The organism is Bradyrhizobium macuxiense (assembly GCF_001542415.1).
Taxonomy (GTDB): Bacteria; Pseudomonadota; Alphaproteobacteria; order Rhizobiales; family Xanthobacteraceae; genus Bradyrhizobium; species Bradyrhizobium macuxiense.
Genome location: NZ_LNCU01000048.1, coordinates 19,233 through 41,012, shown reverse-complemented (window position 1 = coordinate 41,012; position 21,780 = coordinate 19,233). Strand labels below are relative to the sequence as shown.

Genomic DNA, 21,780 nt, shown 5'->3' with positions numbered 1-21,780 from the left:
CATGGCACTGGTCGATGTGAAGGGCGTGAGCAAACGCTTCGGTGGATTGACCGCCGTCTCCGACGTCGATCTGACGGTCAATGCCGGCGAGGTCCACTGCCTGATCGGCCCAAACGGGGCAGGGAAGAGCACGCTGTTCAAGCTGATCGTCGGGCTTTATCCGCCGACCGGGGGCAGCATCTTGTTCGATTCCGTCGACATCACCAATGAGCGTCCTTATGCCCGCGTGCAGCGCGGCATGAGCATCAAGATGCAGGCGCCGAGCGTATTCAAGGAGCTGCCGGTGCGGCAGAACATCCAGATCGCGCTGCAGGAGCGGCTCTCGGGGGCCGAACGCAGCGCGGAGGAGGATCGGCTGCTGACATTGCTTGATTTGGCACAGGATAGCGACAAGCTGGCCGGTGCGCTGTCGCACGGCCAGCAGCAATGGCTCGAGATCGGGATGGCGCTGGCGTTGCAGCCGCAGCTCCTGCTGCTCGACGAGCCGACGGCCGGCATGTCGCCGGAGGAGACCTTCAAGACCGGTGAGCTGATCAAGTCGTTCAACGCCGAGGGCATGACGGTTCTGGTGGTCGAGCATGACATGGCCTTCGTGCGCCAGGTCGCACAGCGCGTCACCGTGCTGCATCTCGGCAAGATATTCGCGCGCGGCGACCTTGAAACGATCCTGCAGGACGAGAAGGTCGCCGATATCTATCTGGGTCAGAGCCATGCCCACTGATCGCGTTCTGGACGTGTCGGGACTGTGGGCGGGCTACGGCGCGACGCCGATCCTGCAGGGCGTCAGCATGTCGATCGCGCGCGGCGAGATCGTCGGCGTGATCGGCCGCAACGGCGTCGGCAAGTCGACCCTGATGCGGTGCCTTATCGGGCTTCTCCAGACATGGCGCGGCACGATCACTTTCATGGACCGCGACGTGACACAGCTCGAGGCGGACGCGCGGGCCCGCGCCGGCTTTGGCTACATCCCGCAGGGGCGCGACGTGTTTCCCCAGATGAGCGTCGAGGAGAACCTGCAGGTTGGCGAGCTGATCGGCGGGCCTAACGGCAAGAAGCTGCCGGAGCTCGTCTACGAGTATTTTCCGCGATTGAAGGAGCGAAGGCGCCAGGTTGCAGGCACCATGTCGGGCGGAGAGCAGCAGCAACTCGCCATCGGGCGAGCGCTGATCGGCAATCCCACCCTGATGATCCTCGACGAGCCGTCCGAGGGCATCCAACCCTCGATCGTGCAGCACATCTGCGAAGCTCTGAAATCGTTCCGCGACGAGCTCGGAACGACGATCATCTTCGTCGAGCAGAACCTCGACACGATCCTGGCGATCGCCCAGCGCTGCTACATCATGGAAAAGGGGAAGATCACCCGGTCGTTGGCCGACGAGGATGTCAATGCCGACAATGTCCGCGCGCAATTGTTGCTCTGATTGGTGCCGCCAGAAACGGCGGCGGTCTGCAATCAATAATAATGGAGGGAATTGAACATGGATCTGGGACTCAAGGGAGCAAAGGTTCTCGTCACCGGCAGCACCAAGGGGATCGGGAGGGCGATCGCCGACACCTTCGCCGCTGAAGGTGCCAATGTCGGGATCTGCGCGCGCAATCAGGCCGATGTCGACAGCGCGGTCGCTGCACTCAAGGCCAAAGGCGTCGTGGCATTTGGCAGTGCGGTCGATGTCTCTAATGGCGCCGCGCTCAAGGCCTGGGTCGCTGACATGGCATCGAAGCTCGACGGCATCGATGTGGTCGTAGCCAACGTCAGTGCGCTGTCGATCGGGCAGGACGAGGAGAGCTGGGAGAAGGAGTTCTCCACCGACATGATGGGAACGGTGCGCCTGGTCAATGCGGCAATGCCTTATCTGGAAAACAGCGCGGCCGCCGCGATCGTCACCATTGCCAGCGTCTCAGGCCGCGAGGTCGACTTCGCGAGCGGCCCCTACGGGACCTTCAAGGCTGCGATCATCCATTACACGCAGGGCTTGGCGTACCAGCTTGCCGCCAAGGGCATCAGGGCGAACTCGGTGTCACCGGGCAACACCTATTTCGAAGGTGGTGTCTGGAACATGATCAAGGACAACAATCCGGAGCTGTACAAGTCCGCGTTGGCGCTCAACCCGACCGGCCGCATGGGCACGCCGCAGGAGATGGCGAACGCCGCCGTGTTTCTTGCGAGCCGGGCAGCAAGCTTCATCACGGGAACGAACCTCGTGGTGGACGGCGCCTTGACGCGCGGCGTCCAGTTCTAGGCTCGCGAGCAGGCAGCAAAGGCACGAAACCGCACCGTCGCTGGCGCAGTTTCGGGCGAGCATTTCCGAACAACAACAGGACGTCAGATGTCTGTGGAACCGTTGCACTACAAGTCCATCACCGAGATCTCCGAGCTGTTTCGCAGCGGGGAGGTGCGTCCGTCCGAGGTCACCGAGGCGATCCTGACCCGAATCGCGAAGCTCAACGGGGAGCTTCACGGCTATGCGCTCGTCCTTGCAGAGCGGGCCATGGCGCAGGCCAAGAGCTACGACGGCGAGATCGCCAAGGGCATCTGGCGCGGCCCGCTGCATGGCGTGCCGATCGGGCTGAAGGATCTCTGCTACACGTCGTTTGCGACAACCGCGGGCGGCACCATGATCCATGCTAGCTTCGTGCCGTCCTTCAACGCGACCATCGTGGATCGGCTCGAGCGCGCCGGCGCAGTGACATTAGGCAAGCTCAAGATGACGGAGGGCGCCTATACCAGCCATCATCCCGACGATCAGGCGCCGCTCAACCCGTGGAACGTGAACTATTGGGTCGGCTCCTCGTCGACCGGATCGGGCGTGGCGACATCGGCGGGGCTTTGTTACGGCTCGATCGGCAGCGACACCGGCGGTTCGATCAGGTTTCCGTCGGCGACCTGCGGGCTGACCGGGATCAAGCCGACTTGGGGACGCGTTAGTCGGTATGGCGTCTTCCCGCTGGCGGTTTCGCTCGATCATGTCGGACCGATGTGCCGCAGCGCGGCAGATGCCGCGGCGATGCTAGGTGTCATCGCAGGGGCAGACGTCAACGATCCGACTGCCTTGCAGGCGCCGGTGCCGAACTATCTGGCGGGAATCGGCGACGGCATCCGCGGCCTGAGGATCGGGGTGGACCGCAAATACACCCAGGATGGGATCGACCCGCAGATCGTAACCGCTCTGCTGGAGGCCGAACGCACCCTTCGCGATCTCGGCGCCGACATCCGCGAGGTCAAATTCCCATCTTACGAGAAGCTCGTCAGCATGTGGATTCCGATGTGCTCGGTGGAGACGGCGGAAGCGCATCTGGAGACCTATCCGTCGCGCAAGTCGGAATATGGTCCTGATCTCGCGCAGCTGATCGAGCAGGGCAGGTCTGTTAGCGGCGTGCAGATCGCGGCCATTCATCATGAGCGGCTCAAATTCTCCGGCAGCCTCGCGGCGCTGTTTTCGGAGATTGACTTGCTGCTGATTCCGACCATGCCGGTTCCGATCCCGACGCTCGCCAAGATGAGCGAATATGGCGCCGATCCGAACGTCTTGCTCAGCATCCTGCGCTTCACGGCCGTCTTCGACTTCAGCGGCAGCCCTACGATCACACTGCCGATGGGCATGGCATCGGATCATATGCCATTGAGCATGCAGCTGGTCGGACCGCATTTAGCCGAGGATGTGCTCGCGCGCGCTGCGCACGCCTTCCAGTCGGTGACGGATTGGCACACACGGCGGCCTCCCGTCGACTGCGGAGCCACGATTGGAGCTGCCAATTGATTGGTGAGAGGGCGGCAACACGATTCCGCCCGAAGAAGACGCAGTATGTGGACGCGTCGCTGAACGGTTTGCCCCGAGCTCCGCACGCGCCCCGACAAGAACGAAGGGAATCCTGCCGGGTTGAATGAGGCCGCAATCGGGATCATCCTTTGGGCGTGACGAAGCGCGCAACACGCATTATGCGTCGTGTCCCGCTCGTCACGACTGGAAGAAACCGAATGACTGCACCCTCCATCGAGATCCGGCGACTGACCGCCGTTGACGCTGCCCTATATCGCGATATCCGTCTCGAGGCGCTGCAATCGAGCCCCGAGGCGTTCGCCAGTGCACTCGAGACGGAAAGCGCCTATCCCGTCGGCTGGTTCGCGGCGAGGCTCGAAGGCGGCGCGGTTATGCTCGGGGCATTCCGGGGCGGCGAACTGGCCGGGACGCTTGGCTTCGTGAGGGGCGACGGACCGAAGCGGCAGCACAAGGGCGCGCTCGTCGGGATGTATGTCCGACCGGCGGCACGGCACGCTGGCGTTGGACGCCGCCTGGTCGACGCCGCGCTCGATCTAGCGGTGCAATCCGTCGAGCTGGTCCAATTGGCCGTTGTCAAAGGCAATGAACCGGCACATCGGCTCTACCAGAGCGTGGGCTTCGTCGAGTACGGGCTCGAGCGCCACGCACTGAAGATCGATGGCCGCTACCACGACGACATTCTGATGGCGAAGGATCTGACTGGGCGCGCGGGATAGCGCGAGTGCACCATTGCTGGCCCATCCTGCGGATGCCAGACCGGACGTTGCCGATTGGCCGGCGAAGCACCAGTTTTCCGGGTGTGCTGATATTCGGACGCTTGCCATGACGGAGTGGTACTTCATCTGGATCGACGGTCCGCGCGGACCGGAGCCGCAGAAATGGTCGTCGGATGGGCTATGGGGGCAGCTTGGCCGCCAGGACGTCATTGTCCGTTTCCCCTTGACCGACCAGGAGGCCGAGCTGCCGCTCGATCAGTTGGCCCGGCTGCACCCGATCCCGCGTTGAGCGAACCGGACGAACCTGGCGCCGGCCGTCACACCACGAGCCGTCCTTCGCGCTCTGCGACGGTGATCTGCGCTTCGGTGCCCGAATTGAAATCCAGCCGGTCAGCCTCGATGCCGTCGCTGAAGATGACTCCGTTCTCCGGCATTAAAGATCGCACGCTCAGGCGCTCCGACCGGTTCAGGCTGCCGCAGACCAGGTTCACCTGCGAGGTACGGCTCGGGAACGGCTCGCGGACCGCAAAGCGGAGCGCGCCCACATCCCAGGCTTGCGGCAGATAGGGCGGGGCGCTGCCGCCGCTGCCGAAGGCGCCGGCGCTCGCCATGGAGAAAGTGAATCGTTATGGCTGGAGACGGTGTTCACGTCGTCGAAGTCATAGGCTGCGCGGATGCGTTCAAGGTGCTCGGTGTAGCGATCGAGCACCCCTGGCGCGAACAGGCCGGTGCGGCAGACATGGGCCCAGAGCCGGGCCACGATGTCGGGATAGAGGATGAAGCGCGGAAAGGTCGGCGTCGACTGCAGCCGCGCCAGCAACGCGCCGAGCGCTCTTGTCAGCGCGGCAGGCCGCCGGGATAGGTATCGAGCGGTTGGCGGCCAACAAAGTCCATCACGACAACACGTGACGCTTCATCCACATAATGGAGCCGCGGTGCGATGCCGGCTTCGGCGGCGATGCGCAGGGAGGCATACTGATGCGGATTGCGCAGCGGGCTCGCCAATGGCTCGAAGCCCAGCCGTTGAAGCGGGCTCACCGTTCCTTCNGAGCCGCAACAAATACTGGCGGCCGCCCGTATCAATTCTGAACAGACGTGCTGCCGTCGTGCCGCCGGACACCGGCACCACGGCGTCGATCGGAGTCCGGCCAACGACTGCACGCAGTGCAGCATGCGCGGCGTCGCGGTCCGTCGGTCGAAATGTATCGAGATCGGTCATGCGCGAAAGCTAGCACGACCATAGCGTGCATTGAAAACTGACGGTGAAAGCGTTTCGGGGTTCCCGCGTCTTCAATCGCTGGCAGCGCGCGACGAAGCGTGAAACAGTGCTCGTCGGCTTGGTGGTGGGAGTAAGCTTGATGTCAGCGAAGTGGATGCTGCTATGCGCGGTTGCGAGCAGAAGATGGTTCGCCTTGCCATTATTCTGCCTGATCAGCGCGTTCGGAATTATGCACGGCGCTGCCGCGAGCGAATCCCTGCAGGTCATGGACGCGCGCGTGCCGGCAGCCGACAAAGAGGGCGGGGACCTTCCGTTGACAATGACGATCAGGAACGAGGCCGACAGTGCCGACGCATTGCTTCGCGTCCGCTGCCCGGTCGCGAATTTCTCCGAGCGTCACACCGTCGACCGCGGCGAAGGCGCGCCGGCCATGCGTTCGATCCCGAACATTCCCGTCCCCGCCAAGGGGACGCTCGAGCTGAAGCGCGACGGCTATCATGTCATGCTGCTGCAGTTGCGCCGGGCGCTCGCGCCCGGCGAGACGTTCAAATGCGCAGTCGTCTTTCAGAAGGCTGGCACAATCGAGACGGAGGTGCGGGTCCAGAAGTGACCATGGAAGGCGGCGGGTCGACAGTTGCCCGCCGGGACTCAAGGCTTCTCACCCGAACGCCCGTATGTGACGGGCCATTCGACCAATGAAGATGCTAGATCCGGAGGAAATGAACTCATGACAAGGTTGAATTGGGTTAAATCCCACATGCTCGCAGCGGCAGTAGCATCCGCTGCGACGATCGCAGGCTCTTTCGCGTTCGCGGAAGACGTCAGCCAGGAGCGATTGCTCAACGCTGACAAGGAAGCAGGCAACTGGCTGCACCACCACAAGGATTACTCGGCCAACCGGTTCTCGACCCTGACCGAGATCAATCATGACAACGTCAAGAACCTGAAGGTCGCCTGGACCATGGCGCTGGGCGGCGTCGAGGGCGGCGGAATCTGGTCGCATGGCGGACTGGAAGGGACGCCGATCGTCGACAACGGGTTCATGTACGTCACCGACGGCTGGGGCTCGGTCTACAAGATCGATGCCCATGGCGGCAAAGGCACGCTGCTTTGGAAGATGGACCCCAAGACCGACCACGACTGGGCCGGCGCGGTAGCGTGCTGCGGCGTCGACAATCGTGGCGTCGCGCTGTGGAACAACCTCGTCATCTCGCACACGCTCGACGGTCGCCTGATCGCGACCAACAGCGAGACCGGGCAGGTCGCCTGGCAGCGTCAGGTCGCCGATCCCGACAAGGGCGAGGTCATCACCGGCGCACCGCTGATCGTCAAGGATATGGCGATCACAGGCGTGGCGGGTGCGGAATACGGAATTCGCGGCTGGATCGCTGCGACCGATCTGAAGACGCAGAAGGAAGTCTGGCGCACCCACACCATCCCGGGCAAGGACGATCCGGGCCACGAGACGTGGAAAGACGACAAGAGCGCCGCCGCAAGCGGCGGCGGATCGACCTGGGTTACCGGCAGCTACGACCCGTCGAGCAACACGATCGTCTGGGGCGTCGGCAATCCCGGACCGGACTGGGATAATGAATACCGCCCCGGCGATAACCTCTACACCGACTCGTCGCTTGGCCTCGATGCCGACACCGGCAAGATCAAGTGGCACTACCAGCACACGCCGAACGATCCCTACGACTATGACAGCGTGGCGGAGAACGTGCTGGCCGACGTCCCCGGTCCGAACAACACGACGATGAAGCTCGCGCTCGAGGCCGATCGCAACGGCTTTGCCTATGCGATCGACCGCACCAACGGCAAGTTCCTCTGGGGTTTGCCGTTCGTGAAGAAGGTGACCTGGACCAAGGGGCTCGATCCCGAGACCGGCAAGCCGATCGAGTACGATCCCAAGCAGGGCGTGCAGCGCTACAACGCCTCGGTCACGCCGAGCCGCGAGAACAAGGTGACGGACATCTGTCCCGGCAACATGGGCGGCAAGAACTGGCCGCCGACCGCGTACAATCCGACCTTGAAGCTCTGGTACATCCCGGTCATCGAGAGCTGCAACCGGATCACGGTCGAGGAGATGACGCCGGACAAGATCAAGCCGCGCGAGTTCTTCACGGGCGGTGGCCCGAGCCAGCCGGTCAAGATCACGGGCAGCGTGACCGCGATCGACGTGACCACCGGCAAGGTGGCGGGGAAGGCGGAAACGCAGTTCCCGAACCTCGGCGGCATCCTGGCGACGCCTGATCTTGTGTTCTCCGGACAGCCGTCCGGCGAGGTGATCGCCTATGATGCGAAGTCCTTGCAGAAGCTCTGGGAGTTCAACACCGGCGGAGGTGTCAACGCGCCCCCGATGACGTTCTCGGTGGACGGCAAGCAGTACGTCGCGATCCTCGTTGGCCTCGGCGGCGCCTGGGACAAGTGGTTCATCGACGCCACGCCCGAGCTGAAGAAGATGCAGCCCGGCTCGATGCTCTACGTGTTCGCCCTTTGACTCGCAAGCGCGGGAGGCTTCGGATCGGAGCCTCCCGCGTCGATCTCGCCGAGAGAAAACAAGAAATGAAGCAAACATGGCTGATTGGCGCGTGGCTTGGCTGTGCGCTCGTGATGGGATTGTCCGGTGCGGCGCATGCACAGGCAGCGAGCGATCCGACCGATGCAGGCAAGGCGGTGTTCAAGCGCGGTAATTGCGTGGGCTGCCACAAATGGCACGGCAATGGCGGCGGCGGCTATGGCGGTGACGCGCTGTCGCTGCGCAAGACCGAGCTGACGCGCGAGCAGATCATCGAGACCGTCAGCTGCGGGCGGCCGGGTACCGGCATGCCGTTCTTCGTGCGCGGCTCCTATGACACCACCAAATGCTATGACATGACACGCCAGGATGTCGGAGATCACATTCCGCCCGAGGCGAACGTCTTCCTGCGGCCGAACGAGATCGGGGCCGTTGCCGATTATGTGCTCGCCCATATCAAGGGCAAGGGTGAGCCGACCTACGCCGAGTGCATCGCATTTTTCGGCGACGGCTCGCGCGTCTGCAACATCTACAAGGAGGCCGGGCACGCCGCCGCGCCGTCCGATCCAAGCGACAAGGCAAAACCATGAGCAAGCATCGATCGGCAATTCCTGGATTCGTCTTCGTCGCCACTGTCATGGCCGCCGTGCCGGCGATGGCGACCGCCGGAGACCTGCGCGACATCAGTGTCGGCATGGCGATCAGCGCTGCGCCCAACGCGGGATATGTCAACCTGACGTGCGCAGGGGACAAGACGCACAAGCTCACGGGCTGGACGCAATGGTCGGACTGCCCGGCTGGCGCTGATCAGACGCGTGCGATCCGCTTCGAGTATGATCCGGCGACGTCGCGGGACGGCACCATGGTGGGCGGCCATCCCGCCATCCTCACCGCCATGGTCGGTCAGGACGCCAGGATCGCGGCTCTGACGATCGAGACCGATCCGAAGGCGCGGCTCTATCTACGCAAGAAGGCGTTCCTGCTTGGGCTGCAGGCCAAGTCTCGCTACGGTGCGGACGGCTGGAGCTGTTCGGAAGCGCCGCCGGCCGGCGACAAGCAGCCCGTCGGCGGCACATTCGTCGACGAGCACTGCAGCAAGACCGCCGACGGCCGATCGATCGAGATCGAGCGGCATCTCTACGGCCAGCCGAACAAGGAGCTCAAGGATTTCACCGACGAGACCCGGATTACCATTCGTCGCGCCGGGTCCTAGGAGACGTCGAACATCGATCGCCTGACGTGAATGGATCGCTCGGCCGATCAGGTTTCGAGTGGCAGGGAGTCTATATCGATCTGCGGCAGCAGGCCGGGCGATTGTCGTTCGACGAGCTCGCGCATCTTCCCGATGATCGCCTTGGCCGCGGTAGAAACCACCGCGTTCGGGCCGGCAACCGCGATCACAAGCGGCGGCATCTGGTCCGAGTCGGTCAGCCGCATCGCGAGCGAGCTCAGGCCGGGCGTTCCCATGTCGCGCGTATAGGCAAATCCCTGCCGGCGGATGGTCGCCAGCGCGGGCTGGATGTCCGCGAAGCGGACGGGGCATGACGGTGTCTCTTCCGCGTTGATCCGCTGCACGATCCGCCGGGCATCGTCGTCGTTCATCAGGCTCAGGAACACCCGGCCCGGGGTCGAGTGCGTCAATAGTCGCCGCGCCCCCGGTTCGAGATAATAGCGGACCGAGGTCGTCCCTTGCAGTACGCGCAGGTACTGGCTGTAGAGCTGGTTGCGCGCCACGACGAAGGTCGTCAGCCGCGTCGCCTCATGCAGCTCGCGCGTGATGGCGTCCAGCGTGGCGCCAGGAAGCATCTGGTTCTTGATCCAGCCGCCGAGCAGCGCAATGCGGACGGTCGGCACATAGGTCCGCGTGCGCCGATCGTGCTCCAGATAGCCCAGTTCGACGAGGCTTTTCAGCAGCGCCGACGTGCTCGATGTCGGGTAGCTCAGCCGCCGCGCGATCTCGGTCATCGCCGCCGGCCGCTCGATCTCCGCAAAATATTCGAAGATGCGCAGCGCCCGATGCGCCGACTTGACGACCGATGGATCCGCACTGCCGTCGGCGGCGCGAAACATTTCGTCATGCCGGTTGGCCTCGATGACCGTTGCCGAGGGATCGTCGGGCTGCGCGCGGACCCGCTCACCAACGATGCGCCTGCGGCCCCGGCGCGAAGGAGCCTGCGTATCGGGGCGAACTCCCTTGATCTCCCGCCGTTTCATGTCCTGGGCGTGACCGCTGTTGATGCGCTGCAGCATCGGCGTAAGCGCTTCTGCCGACGAATGTGCAGCCAAACGCACGGAGGTCAAGAGCCCGTGGCGCGGAGGGCGCGCGGCATTTCCTCCATGTATCTGGAATTATTTTGCAGGGCCGGTCCGGCCATGGACATCGCGGTGATCGTTCTCGATGTTGCATGTCAAATTCGTTGCCAGATACAGCTTCAGGGAGACCTCCGATGCAGATGAGCGCGCGTGACTTTCGCAGCAGCACTGATGTTGCCGACCCGTCCGATCCCTCCCGTCACATCTCGCATGATTGCGCCGGTCTCAATTTCTTCGATCTCGATCGCGGGCTGCGCGGCCTGCTCGGGCTTTATCTGTCGCGCGAGGACCGCGCGACGCTGGAGCCGCATTTCCATCGCCTCGGGGAATTGGCCGGAGGCAGGCTCGACTGTCTCGCCAGGATCGCCGACAAGCATGCGCCGGTGCTGAATCCGCGGGACGCCTATGGCCGCGACGAGGACTGGATCGACTATCATCCTGCCTATCGCGAAATGGAGGCGATCGCGTTCGGGGACTTCCAGTTCCATGCCATGAGCCATCGCGGCGGCGTGCTTGGGATGAACCGGCCGCTGCCTGCGGTGGCCAAGTACGTCTTTCAGTATCTGTTCGTTCAGTCCGAGTTCGGGTTGATGTGCCCAATCAGCGTCACCGACACGTCGACGCATCTGATCCGCAAGTTCGGCTCCGACGAGCTCAAGGCCTATCTGCTGCCGAAGATGCTGTCGGACGACATGGCGACGCTGTGGAAGGGCACGCAGTTCATGACGGAGAAGGCAGGCGGCTCTGACGTCGGCGCGATCGAGACCGTCGCACGCCGCGATGGCGACGTCTGGCGTTTGACCGGCGACAAATGGTTCTGCTCGCACGCCGATGCCGACGTCGCGCTGATGCTGGCGCGGCCGGAAGGCGCGCCAGATGGCACCAGGGGGCTCGCGCTGTTCGCGCTGCCGCGCCGTCTCAAGGACGGCCGCCGCAACAGCTACCGGATCGTCCGCCTCAAGGACAAGCTGGGCACCAAGTCGATGGCATCGGGCGAGATCCGTCTCGACAATGCCGTCGCGTATCTCGTCGGCGATGTGACCCAAGGCCTCAAGCAGATGATGGAGCAGGTCAACCTGTCGCGGCTGTCGCACGGCGTGCGTGCCGCGGCCATGATGCGGCGCTGCGTGAACGAGGCGAAGGTCAGCGCCTCCTCGCGCGTGGCATTCGGCCAGAACGTCATGGATTTCCCGCTGCTGCGCCGTCAGTTGATGAAGCTGATCGTTCCGACCGAGCAGGCGCTGTCGATGGTGCTGGTGGCCGCGCGCGCGATGGACGATGCGAATGCGGGCTCCGCGGAGGCGAGGGACCTGCTGCGCATCCTGACGCCGCTGGTGAAGTATCGGGCCTGCCGCGACAACATTCCGGTTGCCACCGGTGCGATGGAGGTGCGCGGCGGCAACGGCTACATCGAGGAGTGGGTGCAGGCACGGCTGGTGCGCGACGCCCATGTCGGCGTGCTCTGGGAAGGCACCAGCAACATCAATGCGCTCGACATCATCCAGCGCGCGGTCGGCAAGAGCGGCGCCCACCGTGCCCTTGCCGCTGCCATGCAGGATCGGCTCGGACAGGCGAAGAACCTGCCGGAGCCATTCGCCAGGCGCCTTCGCCTTGCGTTCGACCGGTCGATTGCCTTTGCCGAGCGGGTCGCGGCCGATCGCGAGTCCGAACATGTCGCGCGGCTTGCGGCCAGCGCGCTCTACCACGCGGCGTCGGCCATCGTTCTGGCCTGGGAAGGGAGCCAGCCTAATGTCGATGCGCGGCGCCTGTTGCTCGCGCGCTTCGTGCTCGAGCATCGCCTGACGGCGAAGGATCCGCTCGCTCCGGCCGACGATGCGTGGGAGCGCGAGGCCATTGATCTGGTGCTCGGCGATGCGCCGGTTTCACTGGAACAGGCAGCCACGCTCCTGGTCGCCTGATCGCGACACCGGCGGAGTTCTGGCGCGGACATGAACCCTTCGGATCAATGCCGCGCCAGCAGCACCACGATGATCACGGCCAGGATCGCGCACAGCACCTTCCAGAACGTCACGGGATCGCGGTCGTGCAGCGATTTGCGCGTCGTGACGGCAGGACCGGCCCAGGTGGCGCCGTTCTCCAGCTCGTGGGCAAACTCGATGACATCGCCGTAGCGTTGTGCGGGCTCGACGCTGAGCGCCTTGCCGATCACGGCGTCGAGCCAGGCCGGCAGGTCGGGGCGATAGCGCGACAAAGGCGCCGGCTTGCCGAAGCGCGGGCGTGAGAACGGCTCGATCTCGCCGAACGGATAGTTCGCGGTGAACATGCGGTAGACGGTGACGCCGAGCGCGAACAGGTCGGACGCCTCGTCGCCCGCCTTGCCGCCGAACAGTTCAGGCGCCATGTAGCTCGCCGTGCCCGGAATGTCCTCGGCGGGAAAATCCTCGAGCAGCGGCACGCGCGCAACCCCGAGATCGACCAGGCGCAAGCCGCCGTCCTTCAGCAGGATCACATTGTCCGGCTTGATATCGCGATGGATGATGCCGGCGCGGTGCAGCGCCGTCACCGCGCGCACCAGCTTGGTGGCAATCCCGATCCCTTCGGCGAGCGACAGCCGTGGCGCGCGATTGAGCCGCTGCTCCAGCGTCTCGCCTTCATAGAGCGGCATCGCCGAATAGAGTCGCGTCTGCCGCTCCGCCGGCACTTCGATGATCTCGCCGATCCACAGGCTGCGCACCCGCGCGGCGACCCAGGCCTCGCGCACGAAGGCGAGGCGGTAGGAGCCCTCGCTGGACACGCGCGGGTGCGGAAATTTCAGCACAACCTCGCGGCCGGCCTTCCTGTCGATGGCCTTGAACAGGCGGCTGTAGCGTCCGTCGGACAGGACGTCGCCGAGGGCGAAATCGTCGACGACGTCGCCCGACGTGGGCAAATCGAGGATCGGCAGTGTTGCGATCGCGTGGGTCAGCTCGTCGCGGTCCGCTGGCGGCAGGTCGACGATGTCGAGCACCAGTGCGGTGGCATTGTCGCTGCCATCAGCGGCAAGTGCCGCGTCGACGACGGCGCGCGCCGACTCCTCCGGCGGCGTGCGCTCTTCCAGCAGTTGCTGAAGGCGAGAGTCGCCGAGTGCACCGTGAACGCCGTCGCTGCAGATCAGAAGACGATCGTGCTGCCGCAGTCCGATGGTGATGTAGTCGAAGCGCGCGAATTCCTCGAAGCCGATGGCGCGGCTCAGCATATGCGCGAGGTCGCCGCGGCCGGCGATGTGATCCTGCGTCAACCGCTCCAGACGCCCTTCGCTCAAGCGGTAGGCGCGGGTGTCGCCGACATGGATGACATGACATTGCCGCCGCGACAGGACGATCGAGGAGAAGGCGCAGGCCATGCCGCTGCGCGCGGCGTCGACGCGGCCCTGGGCGTAGATCCAGCTGTTGGCGGCTTCGAGCGCCCGCGCGGCGCGGCGGCGGACGCCGAGGGTCTCGGGCAGGGAATAATAGGCGTCGATGAAGCTGCGGATCGCGACCTCTGCTGCCTCGCGTCCGCCCTTGTGGCCGCCGACGCCGTCAGCGACGGCGGCGACGACGTCGCGTCGAACCGTGCTGGGTCTGCCGAGGCAGGCCGCGACATAGTCCTCATTGGCGGCGCGCTTGCCGGTCTCGCTGGCGAAGCCGACGCGAACCCCCAATTCCCGCTGCGAGCCGTTCGCCACGTCCGAGCCCCGTCATTCCTCGGGGCGGGCCGTCAGACGCGCGCTCCCGACACCGCGCCCCAGGTGGTGCGCCAGCGGACCTTGACCATGGCAAGTCCGATGAAGCCAAGCAACGCCAGCAGGCCGAAGAACAGGAAGCCCGCGCCGAAGCCGCCGGTCATGCCCTTGGCGGCGCCGAGCGTCTGCGCCAGGAAGTAGCCGCCGATGCCGCCGGCACAGCCGACCAGGCCGGTCATCAGGCCGATCTCGTGACGGAAGCGGAGTGGGATGAGCTGGAACACCGCGCCGTTGCCCATGCCGAGCGCCAGCACGCCGATCGAGAACAAGAGGACCGAGATCCAGGCGATGCGCGGCATCGCCGTCAGCGCCCAGCCGCCTGGTGCCGGGGCGGTCGGGCCTTCGGGCATGAAGGCGATCACGAGATAGGCCGCGACCACGATGCCGAACAGGATCGACAACGCACGGATGCCGCCGATGCGGTCGGCGATCAGGCCGCCGACAGGACGGAAGCCCGATCCGAACGCGACGATCAGCGCCACCAGCAGGCCCGCCGCAACCCCGGAGACATGATACTGCACCGTGAAATAGAGCGGCAGCGCATTGGCCAGCCCGACGAAGCCGCCGAAGGTGATGAAGTAGAAGAACATGAACCACCGGGTGTCGGAATCCCCAAGCAGCACGCCATAGGCCTTCAGCGAGATCGGTTTGCGCTCGCCCGGCGCGTCCTTGGCGGCGGCGACGTAATAGGCAAGCACCATCAACATAGGGATCAGGAGGCAGCCGAACACGGCCTGCCAGCCCCAGTGTTCGGCAATGGTCGGCGCGAGCAGGGTGTCGAGCACGACACCCATATTGCCGGCGCCGGCGATCCCCATCACCACGCCCTGGTATTGCGGCGGATACCAGCGGCTGGCTTGGGGCAGAGCGACCGCGAACGAGGCGCCCCCGATGCCGAGCGCCACGCCGAACAGCTCGATCGCAAGCTTGTCGGTCAGGCCGAATTGCCAGACCGCAGCCGTCGCAACAATCACCACAAGCTGGGCGATGATGCCGGTGCGCTTGGCGCCGATCATGTCGGCGAGCAGGCCCATCGGCACGCGCAGCAGCGCCCCGGCCAGCACGGGAATCGCAACCAGCGTGAACTTCTCGTTCACGGCGAGATTCATGTCGCGCGCGATGTAGACGATCAGCGGGCCGAGCGAGACCCACGCCATGAAACTGATATCGAAGTATAGGAAGGCGGCCAGCAGCGTCGGCCAGTGACCTGCCTTCTTGAATTCAGCGAACTTCATTGTTCATGCCTCGCGATGCTGCGGCGAAGGCAGCCGCGCAGTCGCGACGTGTCTTGGCGCAAATGGATAGAATGGGGTGAAGGGCGAGAGCGCTCGTCGTTGAGACGTTCCCGATCAACAACGACTTCAGCAATAACCGTGCCATCGAAACCGGCAGTGGTGCTTCGCCTGCGATCGCAAGACGTTGTCGACGCATCTCTGGATGACGCAATGACTGCAATTGCCGGGGGCCTGGTGCCCCGGCCGCCGCGCAAACGCGCAGGCTGGTGCTTTTTTGAGCGGCGCGCGCATGCGCTCGTGGTGCGCATTGATCGCGCCGTGGTGATCGCGCCGGCTGCCGCTGATGCTGTGCTGCACAAGAGATGGTCGGCGTGGCTAAAAATTCGGCCGGCGGCTTTCACCGCCTGTCGGCGGGTCTGTTTGATGCGGCCGAAAACTTATTGATTTCATTGTCAGATTCGGTCGTGCCGAATTGGCACGCGTTTTGAATATCAGTCAGCAAAGGAACATCGATCGTCAGTGACGACGGTCTGCGCCCGCGGCTGGGCTTCCGAACAATCCCAACTTCAATCGACGTTGATCGACGCATGCTGCGTCGCTGCGCGGCGTCGTCGGAATCGAAAGGCAGACCATGCTCGACAAGGTGACGAAGCAAAAGCTGGTGGTGATCGGCAATGGTATGGCCGGCATCCGCACGGTCGAGGCGCTGCTCGAACGCGCGCCCGATCTCTACGACATCACGGTGTTCGGCTCCGAGCCCTACGGCAATTACAATCGCATCCTGCTCTCGCCGGTGCTCGCCGGCGAGAAGACCGTCGACGACATCATGCTCAACACCGTCGATTGGTACGAGGACAACAACATCACGCTGCGCAAGGGCGAGACGATCACCATGATCGATCGTCGCACCTGCGAGGTGGTCACGGAGGCTGGCGCTCGCGTTCCCTACGACCGCTTGCTGATCGCGACCGGCTCGAACCCGATCATGCTGCCGCTGCCGGGCAAGGATCTGCCGGGTGTGATCGGCTTCCGCGACATCTATGACGTCGATCGTATGATCAAAGCCTCGACTGACTATCGCAATGCCGTCGTGATCGGCGGTGGTCTGCTCGGCCTCGAGGCTGCCAACGGGCTGATGAAGCGCGGCATGAGCGTCACGGTCGTGCATCTGCTCGATACGCTGATGGAGCGCCAGCTCGATCCGGTGGCCGGCGGCCTGCTGCGCAAGTCGCTGGAAGAGCGCGGCATGGTGTTTAAGATGCCGGCGCAGACGCAGGCGATCCTGGGCGAGGACCGTGTCACCGGCGTCCGCTTTGCTGACGGCACCGAGCTGCCGGCCGATCTGGTCGTGATGGCGGTCGGCATCCGCCCGAATTTCGAGCTCGCGAAGAAGGCGGGCCTTTATTGCGAGCGGGGCATCGTCGTCTCCGACACCATGCAGACCTATGACGGCCGCATCTACGCGGTCGGCGAATGCGTGCAGCATCGTCGCCAGACCTACGGCCTCGTTGCACCGCTGTTCGATCAGGCCAAGGTCTGCGCCAACCACCTCGCCATGAAGGGCTTTGCCACCTATGACGGTTCGGTCACCTCGACCAAGCTCAAGGTCACCGGCATCGACCTGTTCTCGGCCGGCGATTTCGCGCCGGGGCCGGACAAGGAAGAGATCGTGCTGCAGGACGCCAATCGCGGCGTCTACAAGCGCATCATCCTGAAGGACAAGAAGATCGTCGGCGCCGTGCTCTACGGCGACACCATCGACGGCCCCTGGTACTTCCAGCATCTGCGCGACGGCACCGACGTCTCGCATATGCGCGAGCGCCTGGTGTTCGGCGCGGCCAATCTCGGCGAGGGCGGCGTCAGCGGCCAGAGCTCGGTGGCCGCGATGAGCGACGAAACCGAGATCTGCGGCTGCAACGGCGTCTGCAAGGGGGCGATCGTCAAGGCGATCACTGACAAGAAGCTGTTCACGCTCGACGACGTCCGCGCTCATACCAAGGCGTCGTCGTCATGCGGCTCCTGCACCGGCCTGGTCGAGCAGGTCCTGGCCTTCACGCTCGGCGGCGACTATTCAGCGGCGCCCAAGGTCAAGCCGCTGTGCAAGTGCACCGACCACAGCCATGACGATGTCCGCCGCGTCATCGTCGAGCAGAACCTGAAGACGATCCCCGCCGTGATGCGCTTCATGGAGTGGAAGACGCTGAACGGCTGCCATTCCTGCCGCCCGGCGCTGAACTATTATCTGCTCGCGACCTGGCCCGGCGAATATGTTGACGACCAGCAGTCGCGATTCATCAACGAGCGCGTCCACGCCAACATCCAGAAGGACGGCACCTATTCGGTGGTGCCGCGGATGTGGGGCGGCGTGACCACGCCGAGCGAGCTGCGCGCCATCGCCGACGTCGCCGAGAAGTTCAACATCCCGACCGTGAAGGTCACCGGCGGCCAGCGTATCGACCTCCTCGGCGTCAAGAAGGAGGACCTGCCGGCGGTGTGGGCCGATCTCAACGACGCCGGCATGGTGTCGGGCCACGCCTACGCCAAGGGGTTGCGCACGGTGAAGACCTGCGTCGGCTCCGAATGGTGCCGCTTCGGCACCCAGGATTCCACCGGCCTCGGCATCAAGATCGAGAAGTTCATGTGGGGCTCCTGGACACCGGCCAAGGTCAAGCTCGGGGTCTCCGGCTGTCCGCGTAACTGCGCGGAAGCGACCTGCAAGGACGTCGGCGTGGTCTGTGTCGATTCCGGATACGAGATCCATTTCGCCGGCGCGGCCGGATTGCACATCAAGGGCACCGAGTTCCTCACCAAGGTCGAGACCGAGGACGAGTGCCTGGAGGTAATCGTGGCCCTGACCCAGCTCTACCGCGAGGAGGGCTGGTATCTCGAGCGGATGTACAAATGGTGCGACCGCGTCGGTCTCGAGCAGATCAGGAAACGCGTCGTCGACAACGTCGAGAACCGCAAAGCGCTGTTCGCGCGCTTCGCCTATTCGCAGCAATTCGCGCAGAGCGATCCCTGGTCCGAGCGCGCCAGAAGCGGCGTCGATCGTAATGAGTTTGCACCGCTTGCCGAATTGGAGATCGCATGACCGGCTGGATTGAAATTGGCGCGCTGGACGACATTCCGCGGCTCGGTTCGCGCGTGGTCCGCACGCCTCACGGCAACATCGCGGTGTTTCGCACAGAGAGCGACGAGGTGTTCGCGCTCGACGACCGCTGCCCGCACAAGGGCGGCCCGTTGTCGCAGGGCATCGTGCACAACAAGCGGGTGACCTGTCCGCTGCACAATTTCGTCATCGAGCTGGCGAGCGGGCAGGCAGTGGCACCCGACGAGGGCTGCACGCACACGCATCCGGCCAAGGTCGAGAACGGCGTCGTGTGGCTTTCGGTCCGGCAGGCGGTGCCGGTGAGCTGAGCAGCTGGCGATGTCGGTCAAGACCACGTGTCCCTATTGCGGTGTCGGCTGTGGCGTCGTTGCGAGCAAGGATGCGGACGGTTCAGTCCGCGTCGAGGGCGACGGGCAGCATCCGGCCAATTTTGGCCGGCTCTGCAGCAAGGGCTCGGCGCTTGCCGAGACGATCGGGCTTGAAGGGCGGCTGCTCGAGCCGATGATCGGCGGCACGCCTGTCCACTGGGACGACGCGCTCGACCGTGTCGCGAGTGGTTTCAGCCGGATCATCCGGGAGCACGGGCCCGATGCGGTGGCATTCTATGTGTCCGGTCAGCTCCTGACCGAGGACTATTACGTCATCAACAAGCTCGCGAAGGGTTTTGTCGGCACCGCCAATATCGACACCAATTCGCGGCTCTGCATGGCGTCCAGCGTCGCCGGGCACAAGCGGGCGTTCGGCAGCGACACCGTGCCGGGCTGTTACGAGGATCTCGAGCAGGCCGATCTGCTGGTGCTGGTCGGCTCCAACGCGGCGTGGTGTCATCCGATCCTGCATCAGCGCATGCTGGCGGCGAAGGAGAAGAACCCGGCTTGCAGGATCGTGGTGATCGACCCGCGCCGTACCGCGACCTGTGAGGGCGCCGACCTGCATCTGCCGCTACGCTCGGGCAGCGATTCCGTGCTGTTCAACGGGCTGTTTGCGTTCCTCGCCGGCAGCAATGCGGTCGATCGCGACTTTGTCGGCAGCTCCACCACGGGCGTTGTCGACGCCCTCAAGCAGGTCGCCGGCCAGACGGTCGCACAGACCGCTGCAACCTGCGGACTGACCGAGGGTGCGGTCGGGTTGTTCTTCGACTGGTTCACCAGGACCGAGCGCGTCGTCACACTCTATTCGCAAGGCGTGAATCAATCGAGCAGCGGCGCCGACAAGGTCAACGCCATCATCAATTGCCATCTGTTGACTGGACGCATCGGCCGCCCCGGCATGGGGCCGTTCTCGCTCACCGGCCAGCCCAACGCGATGGGCGGCCGCGAGGTCGGCGGGCTCGCCAACCAGCTTGCCGCGCACATGGAGCTCGAGAACCCCGCGCATCGCGATCTGGTGCAGCGGTTCTGGCGCGCGCCTGTCATGGCGGATAAGGGCGGGCTGAAGGCGGTCGATATGTTCGACGCCATTGCCGACAAGCGCATCAAGGCGGTGTGGATCATCTCGACCAATCCGGTCGTGAGCCTGCCGGATGCGGACCGCGTGCGCGCGGCGCTCGATGCGTGCGAACTCGTCGTGGTGTCCGACTGCGTACGCGATACCGACACAACGCGGCATGCCCATGTGCTGCTGCCGGCGCTGGCGTGGGGCGAGAAGGACGGCACCGTCACCAATTCCGAGCGCCGGATCTCGCGGCAGCGGCCTTTCCTGGCTGCACCGGGAGAGGCGCGCGCAGATTGGCGCATCATCTGCGACGTCGCTCACCGCATGGGATATTCCGGCTTCGACTATGCTGATGTGGCCGATGTGTTCCGCGAGCATGCTGCGCTGTCAGGCTACGAGAACAACGGGCAGCGCGATTTCGACATCTCGGCGCTGTCGACACTCGACGGCCGTGCCTATGACGCGCTGGCGCCAGTGCAGTGGCCGGTGACGCCGGACCATCCGGCCGGCACGGCGCGGATGTTCGAAAGCCGGACGTTCTTCACCCCGAACGGCAAGGCGCGCTTCGTGCCTGTTATGCCGCGTCCGGCGGGCAACGCGACGAGCCGCGACTATCCGCTGGTGCTCAATACCGGGCGTGTCCGCGACCAGTGGCACACCATGACGCGCACCGGAAAGACGGCGCGGCTGATGTCGCACATCTTCGAGCCCTACGCCGAATTCCATCCCGAGGACGCGCGTGTCGCCGGCGTGCAGAACGAGGGGCTGACGCGGCTGACGAGCCCGTGGGGTGAGATGATCGCGCGCGTCGTGGTCAGCGCCGAGCAGCGCCGCGGCTGCGTGTTCGTGCCGATGCACTGGAACGAGGAGTTCGCCGGCGCAGGGCGCGTCAACGCCCTGGTCAATCCGGTGGTCGATCCGGTGTCAGGGCAGCCGGAGTCCAAGCACACGCCGGTCAAGGCCGATCCTTACGCGCCGAAATGGCATGCCTTCATCCTGAGCCGCAGCCCGATCAGGCGTCCTGACACCGGCTACTGGGTTCACGGCAAGGCGGGCGACTGCTGGCGGCTGGAGCTGTGCGGTGATGCACGCCCGGAGAGCTGGCGCGACTGGGCGCGCGCGCAGCTCGGCCTCGAACAGGTCGAGATCGAGTGGGTCGCGTACCGCGATCCGGCGGCGGGGCGTTTTCGCTACGCGGCGGTGCGCGACGGCCGGCTGGAAGGCTGCGTGTTCATCGCGCCCGACCACACGCTGCCGTCGCGGTCCTGGCTGACCGGGTTGTTCGCGGAACAGCAATTGTCCGCGAATGCGCGAATGTCGCTGCTGGCAGGACGGCCGTTCGGGGCGGGTGAGGACACCGGGCCCATCGTCTGTTCATGCTTCAGCGTCGGTCGGCACCAGATCACCGCCGAAATCGGCAAGGGCGCCGACAGCGTGGAGGCGATTGGCCGCCGCCTGAAGGCCGGCACCAATTGCGGTGGCTGCCGGCCCGAGATCAGCAAGCTTGTCGGCGCCCGCGCGCAATCGCGGCAGGCGATCGCGTCCTGAGCCTTCGCTTCTGCGAAGCACGGATCCAGCGACCTAGCAGCCGCGGCAGATGCTCTTCAGCTTGCTGTTGAGCAGGCGGTCTTCCTCGTCCGAGGCCGCCTTGATGTAGGGGTCGTCGGCGTGGCGCTTGTCGGCGGCAAACGAGCCGGCGCCGCCAGCGCCACCCCCGCGCATGCCGTGCATGT

General features: G+C 64.8%; 19 protein-coding genes. 15 read left to right on the top strand and 4 right to left on the bottom strand.

Annotated features, from left to right (window positions below; genetic code table 11):
* Window position 1 precedes the first annotated feature (1 nt).
* The 6 genes from AS156_RS17175 to AS156_RS17150 all read left to right on the top strand — a co-directional run bounded on the left by AS156_RS17175 (window position 2) and on the right by AS156_RS17150 (window position 4,784).
* A complete protein-coding gene (locus AS156_RS17175) occupies window positions 2-721 on the top strand; it encodes an ABC transporter ATP-binding protein (RefSeq protein ID WP_066506497.1) in 720 nt (239 codons plus the stop codon).
* Window positions 711-1,421, top strand: a complete 711-nt coding sequence (locus AS156_RS17170) for an ABC transporter ATP-binding protein (protein WP_066506492.1) — start codon at window positions 711-713, stop codon at window positions 1,419-1,421. The genes AS156_RS17175 and AS156_RS17170 overlap by 11 nt, the downstream gene beginning before the upstream one ends.
* Before the next feature lie 57 nt (window positions 1,422-1,478).
* The gene (locus AS156_RS17165; protein WP_066506489.1) at window positions 1,479-2,240 is read left to right on the top strand and encodes an SDR family NAD(P)-dependent oxidoreductase; all 762 of its coding nucleotides are present in this window, start codon (window positions 1,479-1,481) and stop codon (window positions 2,238-2,240) included.
* Window positions 2,241-2,327: 87 nt separating this feature from the next.
* Window positions 2,328-3,758, top strand: coding sequence for an amidase (locus AS156_RS17160; protein WP_066506486.1), 1,431 nt, complete (start codon window positions 2,328-2,330; stop codon window positions 3,756-3,758).
* A gap of 218 nt (window positions 3,759-3,976) precedes the next feature.
* Window positions 3,977-4,495, top strand: coding sequence for a GNAT family N-acetyltransferase (locus AS156_RS17155; RefSeq protein WP_066506474.1), 519 nt, complete (start codon window positions 3,977-3,979; stop codon window positions 4,493-4,495).
* A gap of 106 nt (window positions 4,496-4,601) precedes the next feature.
* Window positions 4,602-4,784: a hypothetical protein gene (locus AS156_RS17150; protein WP_066506538.1), complete on the top strand. Its 183-nt coding sequence runs from the start codon at window positions 4,602-4,604 to the stop codon at window positions 4,782-4,784.
* Between the two features lie 28 nt (window positions 4,785-4,812).
* On the opposite strand, the gene AS156_RS17145 is transcribed toward AS156_RS17150, so the two are convergent.
* Complete coding sequence (locus tag AS156_RS17145; protein WP_066506470.1) at window positions 4,813-5,106, bottom strand: hypothetical protein; 294 nt, start codon at window positions 5,104-5,106, stop codon at window positions 4,813-4,815.
* A 747-nt stretch (window positions 5,107-5,853) separates the two neighbouring features.
* Between AS156_RS17145 and AS156_RS44475 the strand changes: the two genes are divergently transcribed.
* The 4 genes from AS156_RS44475 (at window position 5,854) to AS156_RS17125 (ending at window position 9,445) form a co-directional block, all read left to right on the top strand.
* Window positions 5,854-6,324, top strand: a complete 471-nt coding sequence (locus AS156_RS44475; protein ID WP_201456047.1) for a copper chaperone PCu(A)C domain-containing protein — start codon at window positions 5,854-5,856, stop codon at window positions 6,322-6,324.
* Window positions 6,325-6,441: 117 nt separating this feature from the next.
* Window positions 6,442-8,214 carry a PQQ-dependent dehydrogenase, methanol/ethanol family gene (locus AS156_RS17135; RefSeq protein WP_245312883.1) on the top strand — a complete coding sequence of 591 codons (1,773 nt, stop codon included), beginning with the start codon at window positions 6,442-6,444 and terminating at the stop codon, window positions 8,212-8,214.
* 65 nt (window positions 8,215-8,279) lie between these two features.
* Entirely contained in the window at window positions 8,280-8,822 is a 543-nt protein-coding gene (locus AS156_RS17130; protein ID WP_066506461.1) for a c-type cytochrome, read from the top strand.
* Complete coding sequence (locus tag AS156_RS17125) at window positions 8,819-9,445, top strand: hypothetical protein (RefSeq protein ID WP_066506458.1); 627 nt, start codon at window positions 8,819-8,821, stop codon at window positions 9,443-9,445. Before AS156_RS17130 ends, AS156_RS17125 begins: the two co-directional genes overlap by 4 nt.
* A gap of 47 nt (window positions 9,446-9,492) precedes the next feature.
* Here AS156_RS17125 and AS156_RS17120 read toward each other — a convergent pair whose 3' ends face one another.
* Entirely contained in the window at window positions 9,493-10,482 is a 990-nt protein-coding gene (locus AS156_RS17120) for an IclR family transcriptional regulator (protein WP_066506455.1), read from the bottom strand.
* 203 nt (window positions 10,483-10,685) lie between these two features.
* On the opposite strand from AS156_RS17120, the gene AS156_RS17115 reads away from it, so the two are divergent.
* Window positions 10,686-12,464: an acyl-CoA dehydrogenase family protein gene (locus AS156_RS17115; RefSeq protein ID WP_066506536.1), complete on the top strand. Its 1,779-nt coding sequence runs from the start codon at window positions 10,686-10,688 to the stop codon at window positions 12,462-12,464.
* 44 nt (window positions 12,465-12,508) lie between these two features.
* On the opposite strand, the gene AS156_RS17110 is transcribed toward AS156_RS17115, so the two are convergent.
* A complete protein-coding gene (locus AS156_RS17110; RefSeq protein ID WP_066506452.1) occupies window positions 12,509-14,212 on the bottom strand; it encodes a bifunctional protein-serine/threonine kinase/phosphatase in 1,704 nt (567 codons plus the stop codon).
* Window positions 14,213-14,244: 32 nt separating this feature from the next.
* A complete protein-coding gene (locus tag AS156_RS17105; protein ID WP_066506450.1) occupies window positions 14,245-15,504 on the bottom strand; it encodes an MFS transporter in 1,260 nt (419 codons plus the stop codon).
* Between the two features lie 210 nt (window positions 15,505-15,714).
* Here AS156_RS17105 and AS156_RS42105 point away from each other — a divergent pair, with 210 nt between their 5' ends.
* The 4 genes from AS156_RS42105 (at window position 15,715) to AS156_RS17090 (ending at window position 21,595) form a co-directional block, all read left to right on the top strand.
* Window positions 15,715-15,948 (top strand): hypothetical protein, encoded by a 234-nt coding sequence (locus AS156_RS42105; RefSeq protein ID WP_136626272.1) that lies wholly within the window; start codon window positions 15,715-15,717, stop codon window positions 15,946-15,948.
* Between the two features lie 187 nt (window positions 15,949-16,135).
* On the top strand, window positions 16,136-18,595 hold the full coding sequence (gene nirB / locus AS156_RS17100) for a nitrite reductase large subunit NirB (protein ID WP_066506441.1): 2,460 nt from the start codon (window positions 16,136-16,138) through the stop codon (window positions 18,593-18,595).
* Entirely contained in the window at window positions 18,592-18,921 is a 330-nt protein-coding gene (nirD, locus tag AS156_RS17095) for a nitrite reductase small subunit NirD (protein ID WP_066506439.1), read from the top strand. The genes nirB and nirD overlap by 4 nt, the downstream gene beginning before the upstream one ends.
* 4 nt (window positions 18,922-18,925) lie before the next feature.
* Complete coding sequence (locus tag AS156_RS17090; RefSeq protein WP_201456049.1) at window positions 18,926-21,595, top strand: nitrate reductase; 2,670 nt, start codon at window positions 18,926-18,928, stop codon at window positions 21,593-21,595.
* Window positions 21,596-21,780: the final 185 nt, after the last annotated feature.

What these genes read in the sequence shown, in the direction of transcription:
- AS156_RS17165 (WP_066506489.1), top strand. Translation starts at nt 1,479, where the DNA reads ATGGATCTGGGACTCAAGGGAGCAAAGGTTCTCGTCACCGGCAGCACC.
- AS156_RS17160 (WP_066506486.1), top strand. Translation starts at nt 2,328, where the DNA reads ATGTCTGTGGAACCGTTGCACTACAAGTCCATCACCGAGATCTCCGAG.
- AS156_RS17115 (WP_066506536.1), top strand. Translation starts at nt 10,686, where the DNA reads ATGAGCGCGCGTGACTTTCGCAGCAGCACTGATGTTGCCGACCCGTCC.
- AS156_RS17170 (WP_066506492.1), top strand. Translation starts at nt 711, where the DNA reads ATGCCCACTGATCGCGTTCTGGACGTGTCGGGACTGTGGGCGGGCTAC.
- AS156_RS17150 (WP_066506538.1), top strand. Translation starts at nt 4,602, where the DNA reads ATGACGGAGTGGTACTTCATCTGGATCGACGGTCCGCGCGGACCGGAG.
- nirB (WP_066506441.1), top strand. Translation starts at nt 16,136, where the DNA reads ATGCTCGACAAGGTGACGAAGCAAAAGCTGGTGGTGATCGGCAATGGT.
- AS156_RS17135 (WP_245312883.1), top strand. Translation starts at nt 6,442, where the DNA reads ATGACAAGGTTGAATTGGGTTAAATCCCACATGCTCGCAGCGGCAGTA.
- AS156_RS17120 (WP_066506455.1), bottom strand. Translation starts at nt 10,482, where the DNA reads ATGCTGCAGCGCATCAACAGCGGTCACGCCCAGGACATGAAACGGCGG.
- AS156_RS44475 (WP_201456047.1), top strand. Translation starts at nt 5,854, where the DNA reads ATGTCAGCGAAGTGGATGCTGCTATGCGCGGTTGCGAGCAGAAGATGG.
- AS156_RS17125 (WP_066506458.1), top strand. Translation starts at nt 8,819, where the DNA reads ATGAGCAAGCATCGATCGGCAATTCCTGGATTCGTCTTCGTCGCCACT.
- nirD (WP_066506439.1), top strand. Translation starts at nt 18,592, where the DNA reads ATGACCGGCTGGATTGAAATTGGCGCGCTGGACGACATTCCGCGGCTC.
- AS156_RS17155 (WP_066506474.1), top strand. Translation starts at nt 3,977, where the DNA reads ATGACTGCACCCTCCATCGAGATCCGGCGACTGACCGCCGTTGACGCT.
- AS156_RS17175 (WP_066506497.1), top strand. Translation starts at nt 2, where the DNA reads ATGGCACTGGTCGATGTGAAGGGCGTGAGCAAACGCTTCGGTGGATTG.
- AS156_RS17105 (WP_066506450.1), bottom strand. Translation starts at nt 15,504, where the DNA reads ATGAAGTTCGCTGAATTCAAGAAGGCAGGTCACTGGCCGACGCTGCTG.
- AS156_RS17145 (WP_066506470.1), bottom strand. Translation starts at nt 5,106, where the DNA reads ATGGCGAGCGCCGGCGCCTTCGGCAGCGGCGGCAGCGCCCCGCCCTAT.
- AS156_RS42105 (WP_136626272.1), top strand. Translation starts at nt 15,715, where the DNA reads ATGACTGCAATTGCCGGGGGCCTGGTGCCCCGGCCGCCGCGCAAACGC.
- AS156_RS17130 (WP_066506461.1), top strand. Translation starts at nt 8,280, where the DNA reads ATGAAGCAAACATGGCTGATTGGCGCGTGGCTTGGCTGTGCGCTCGTG.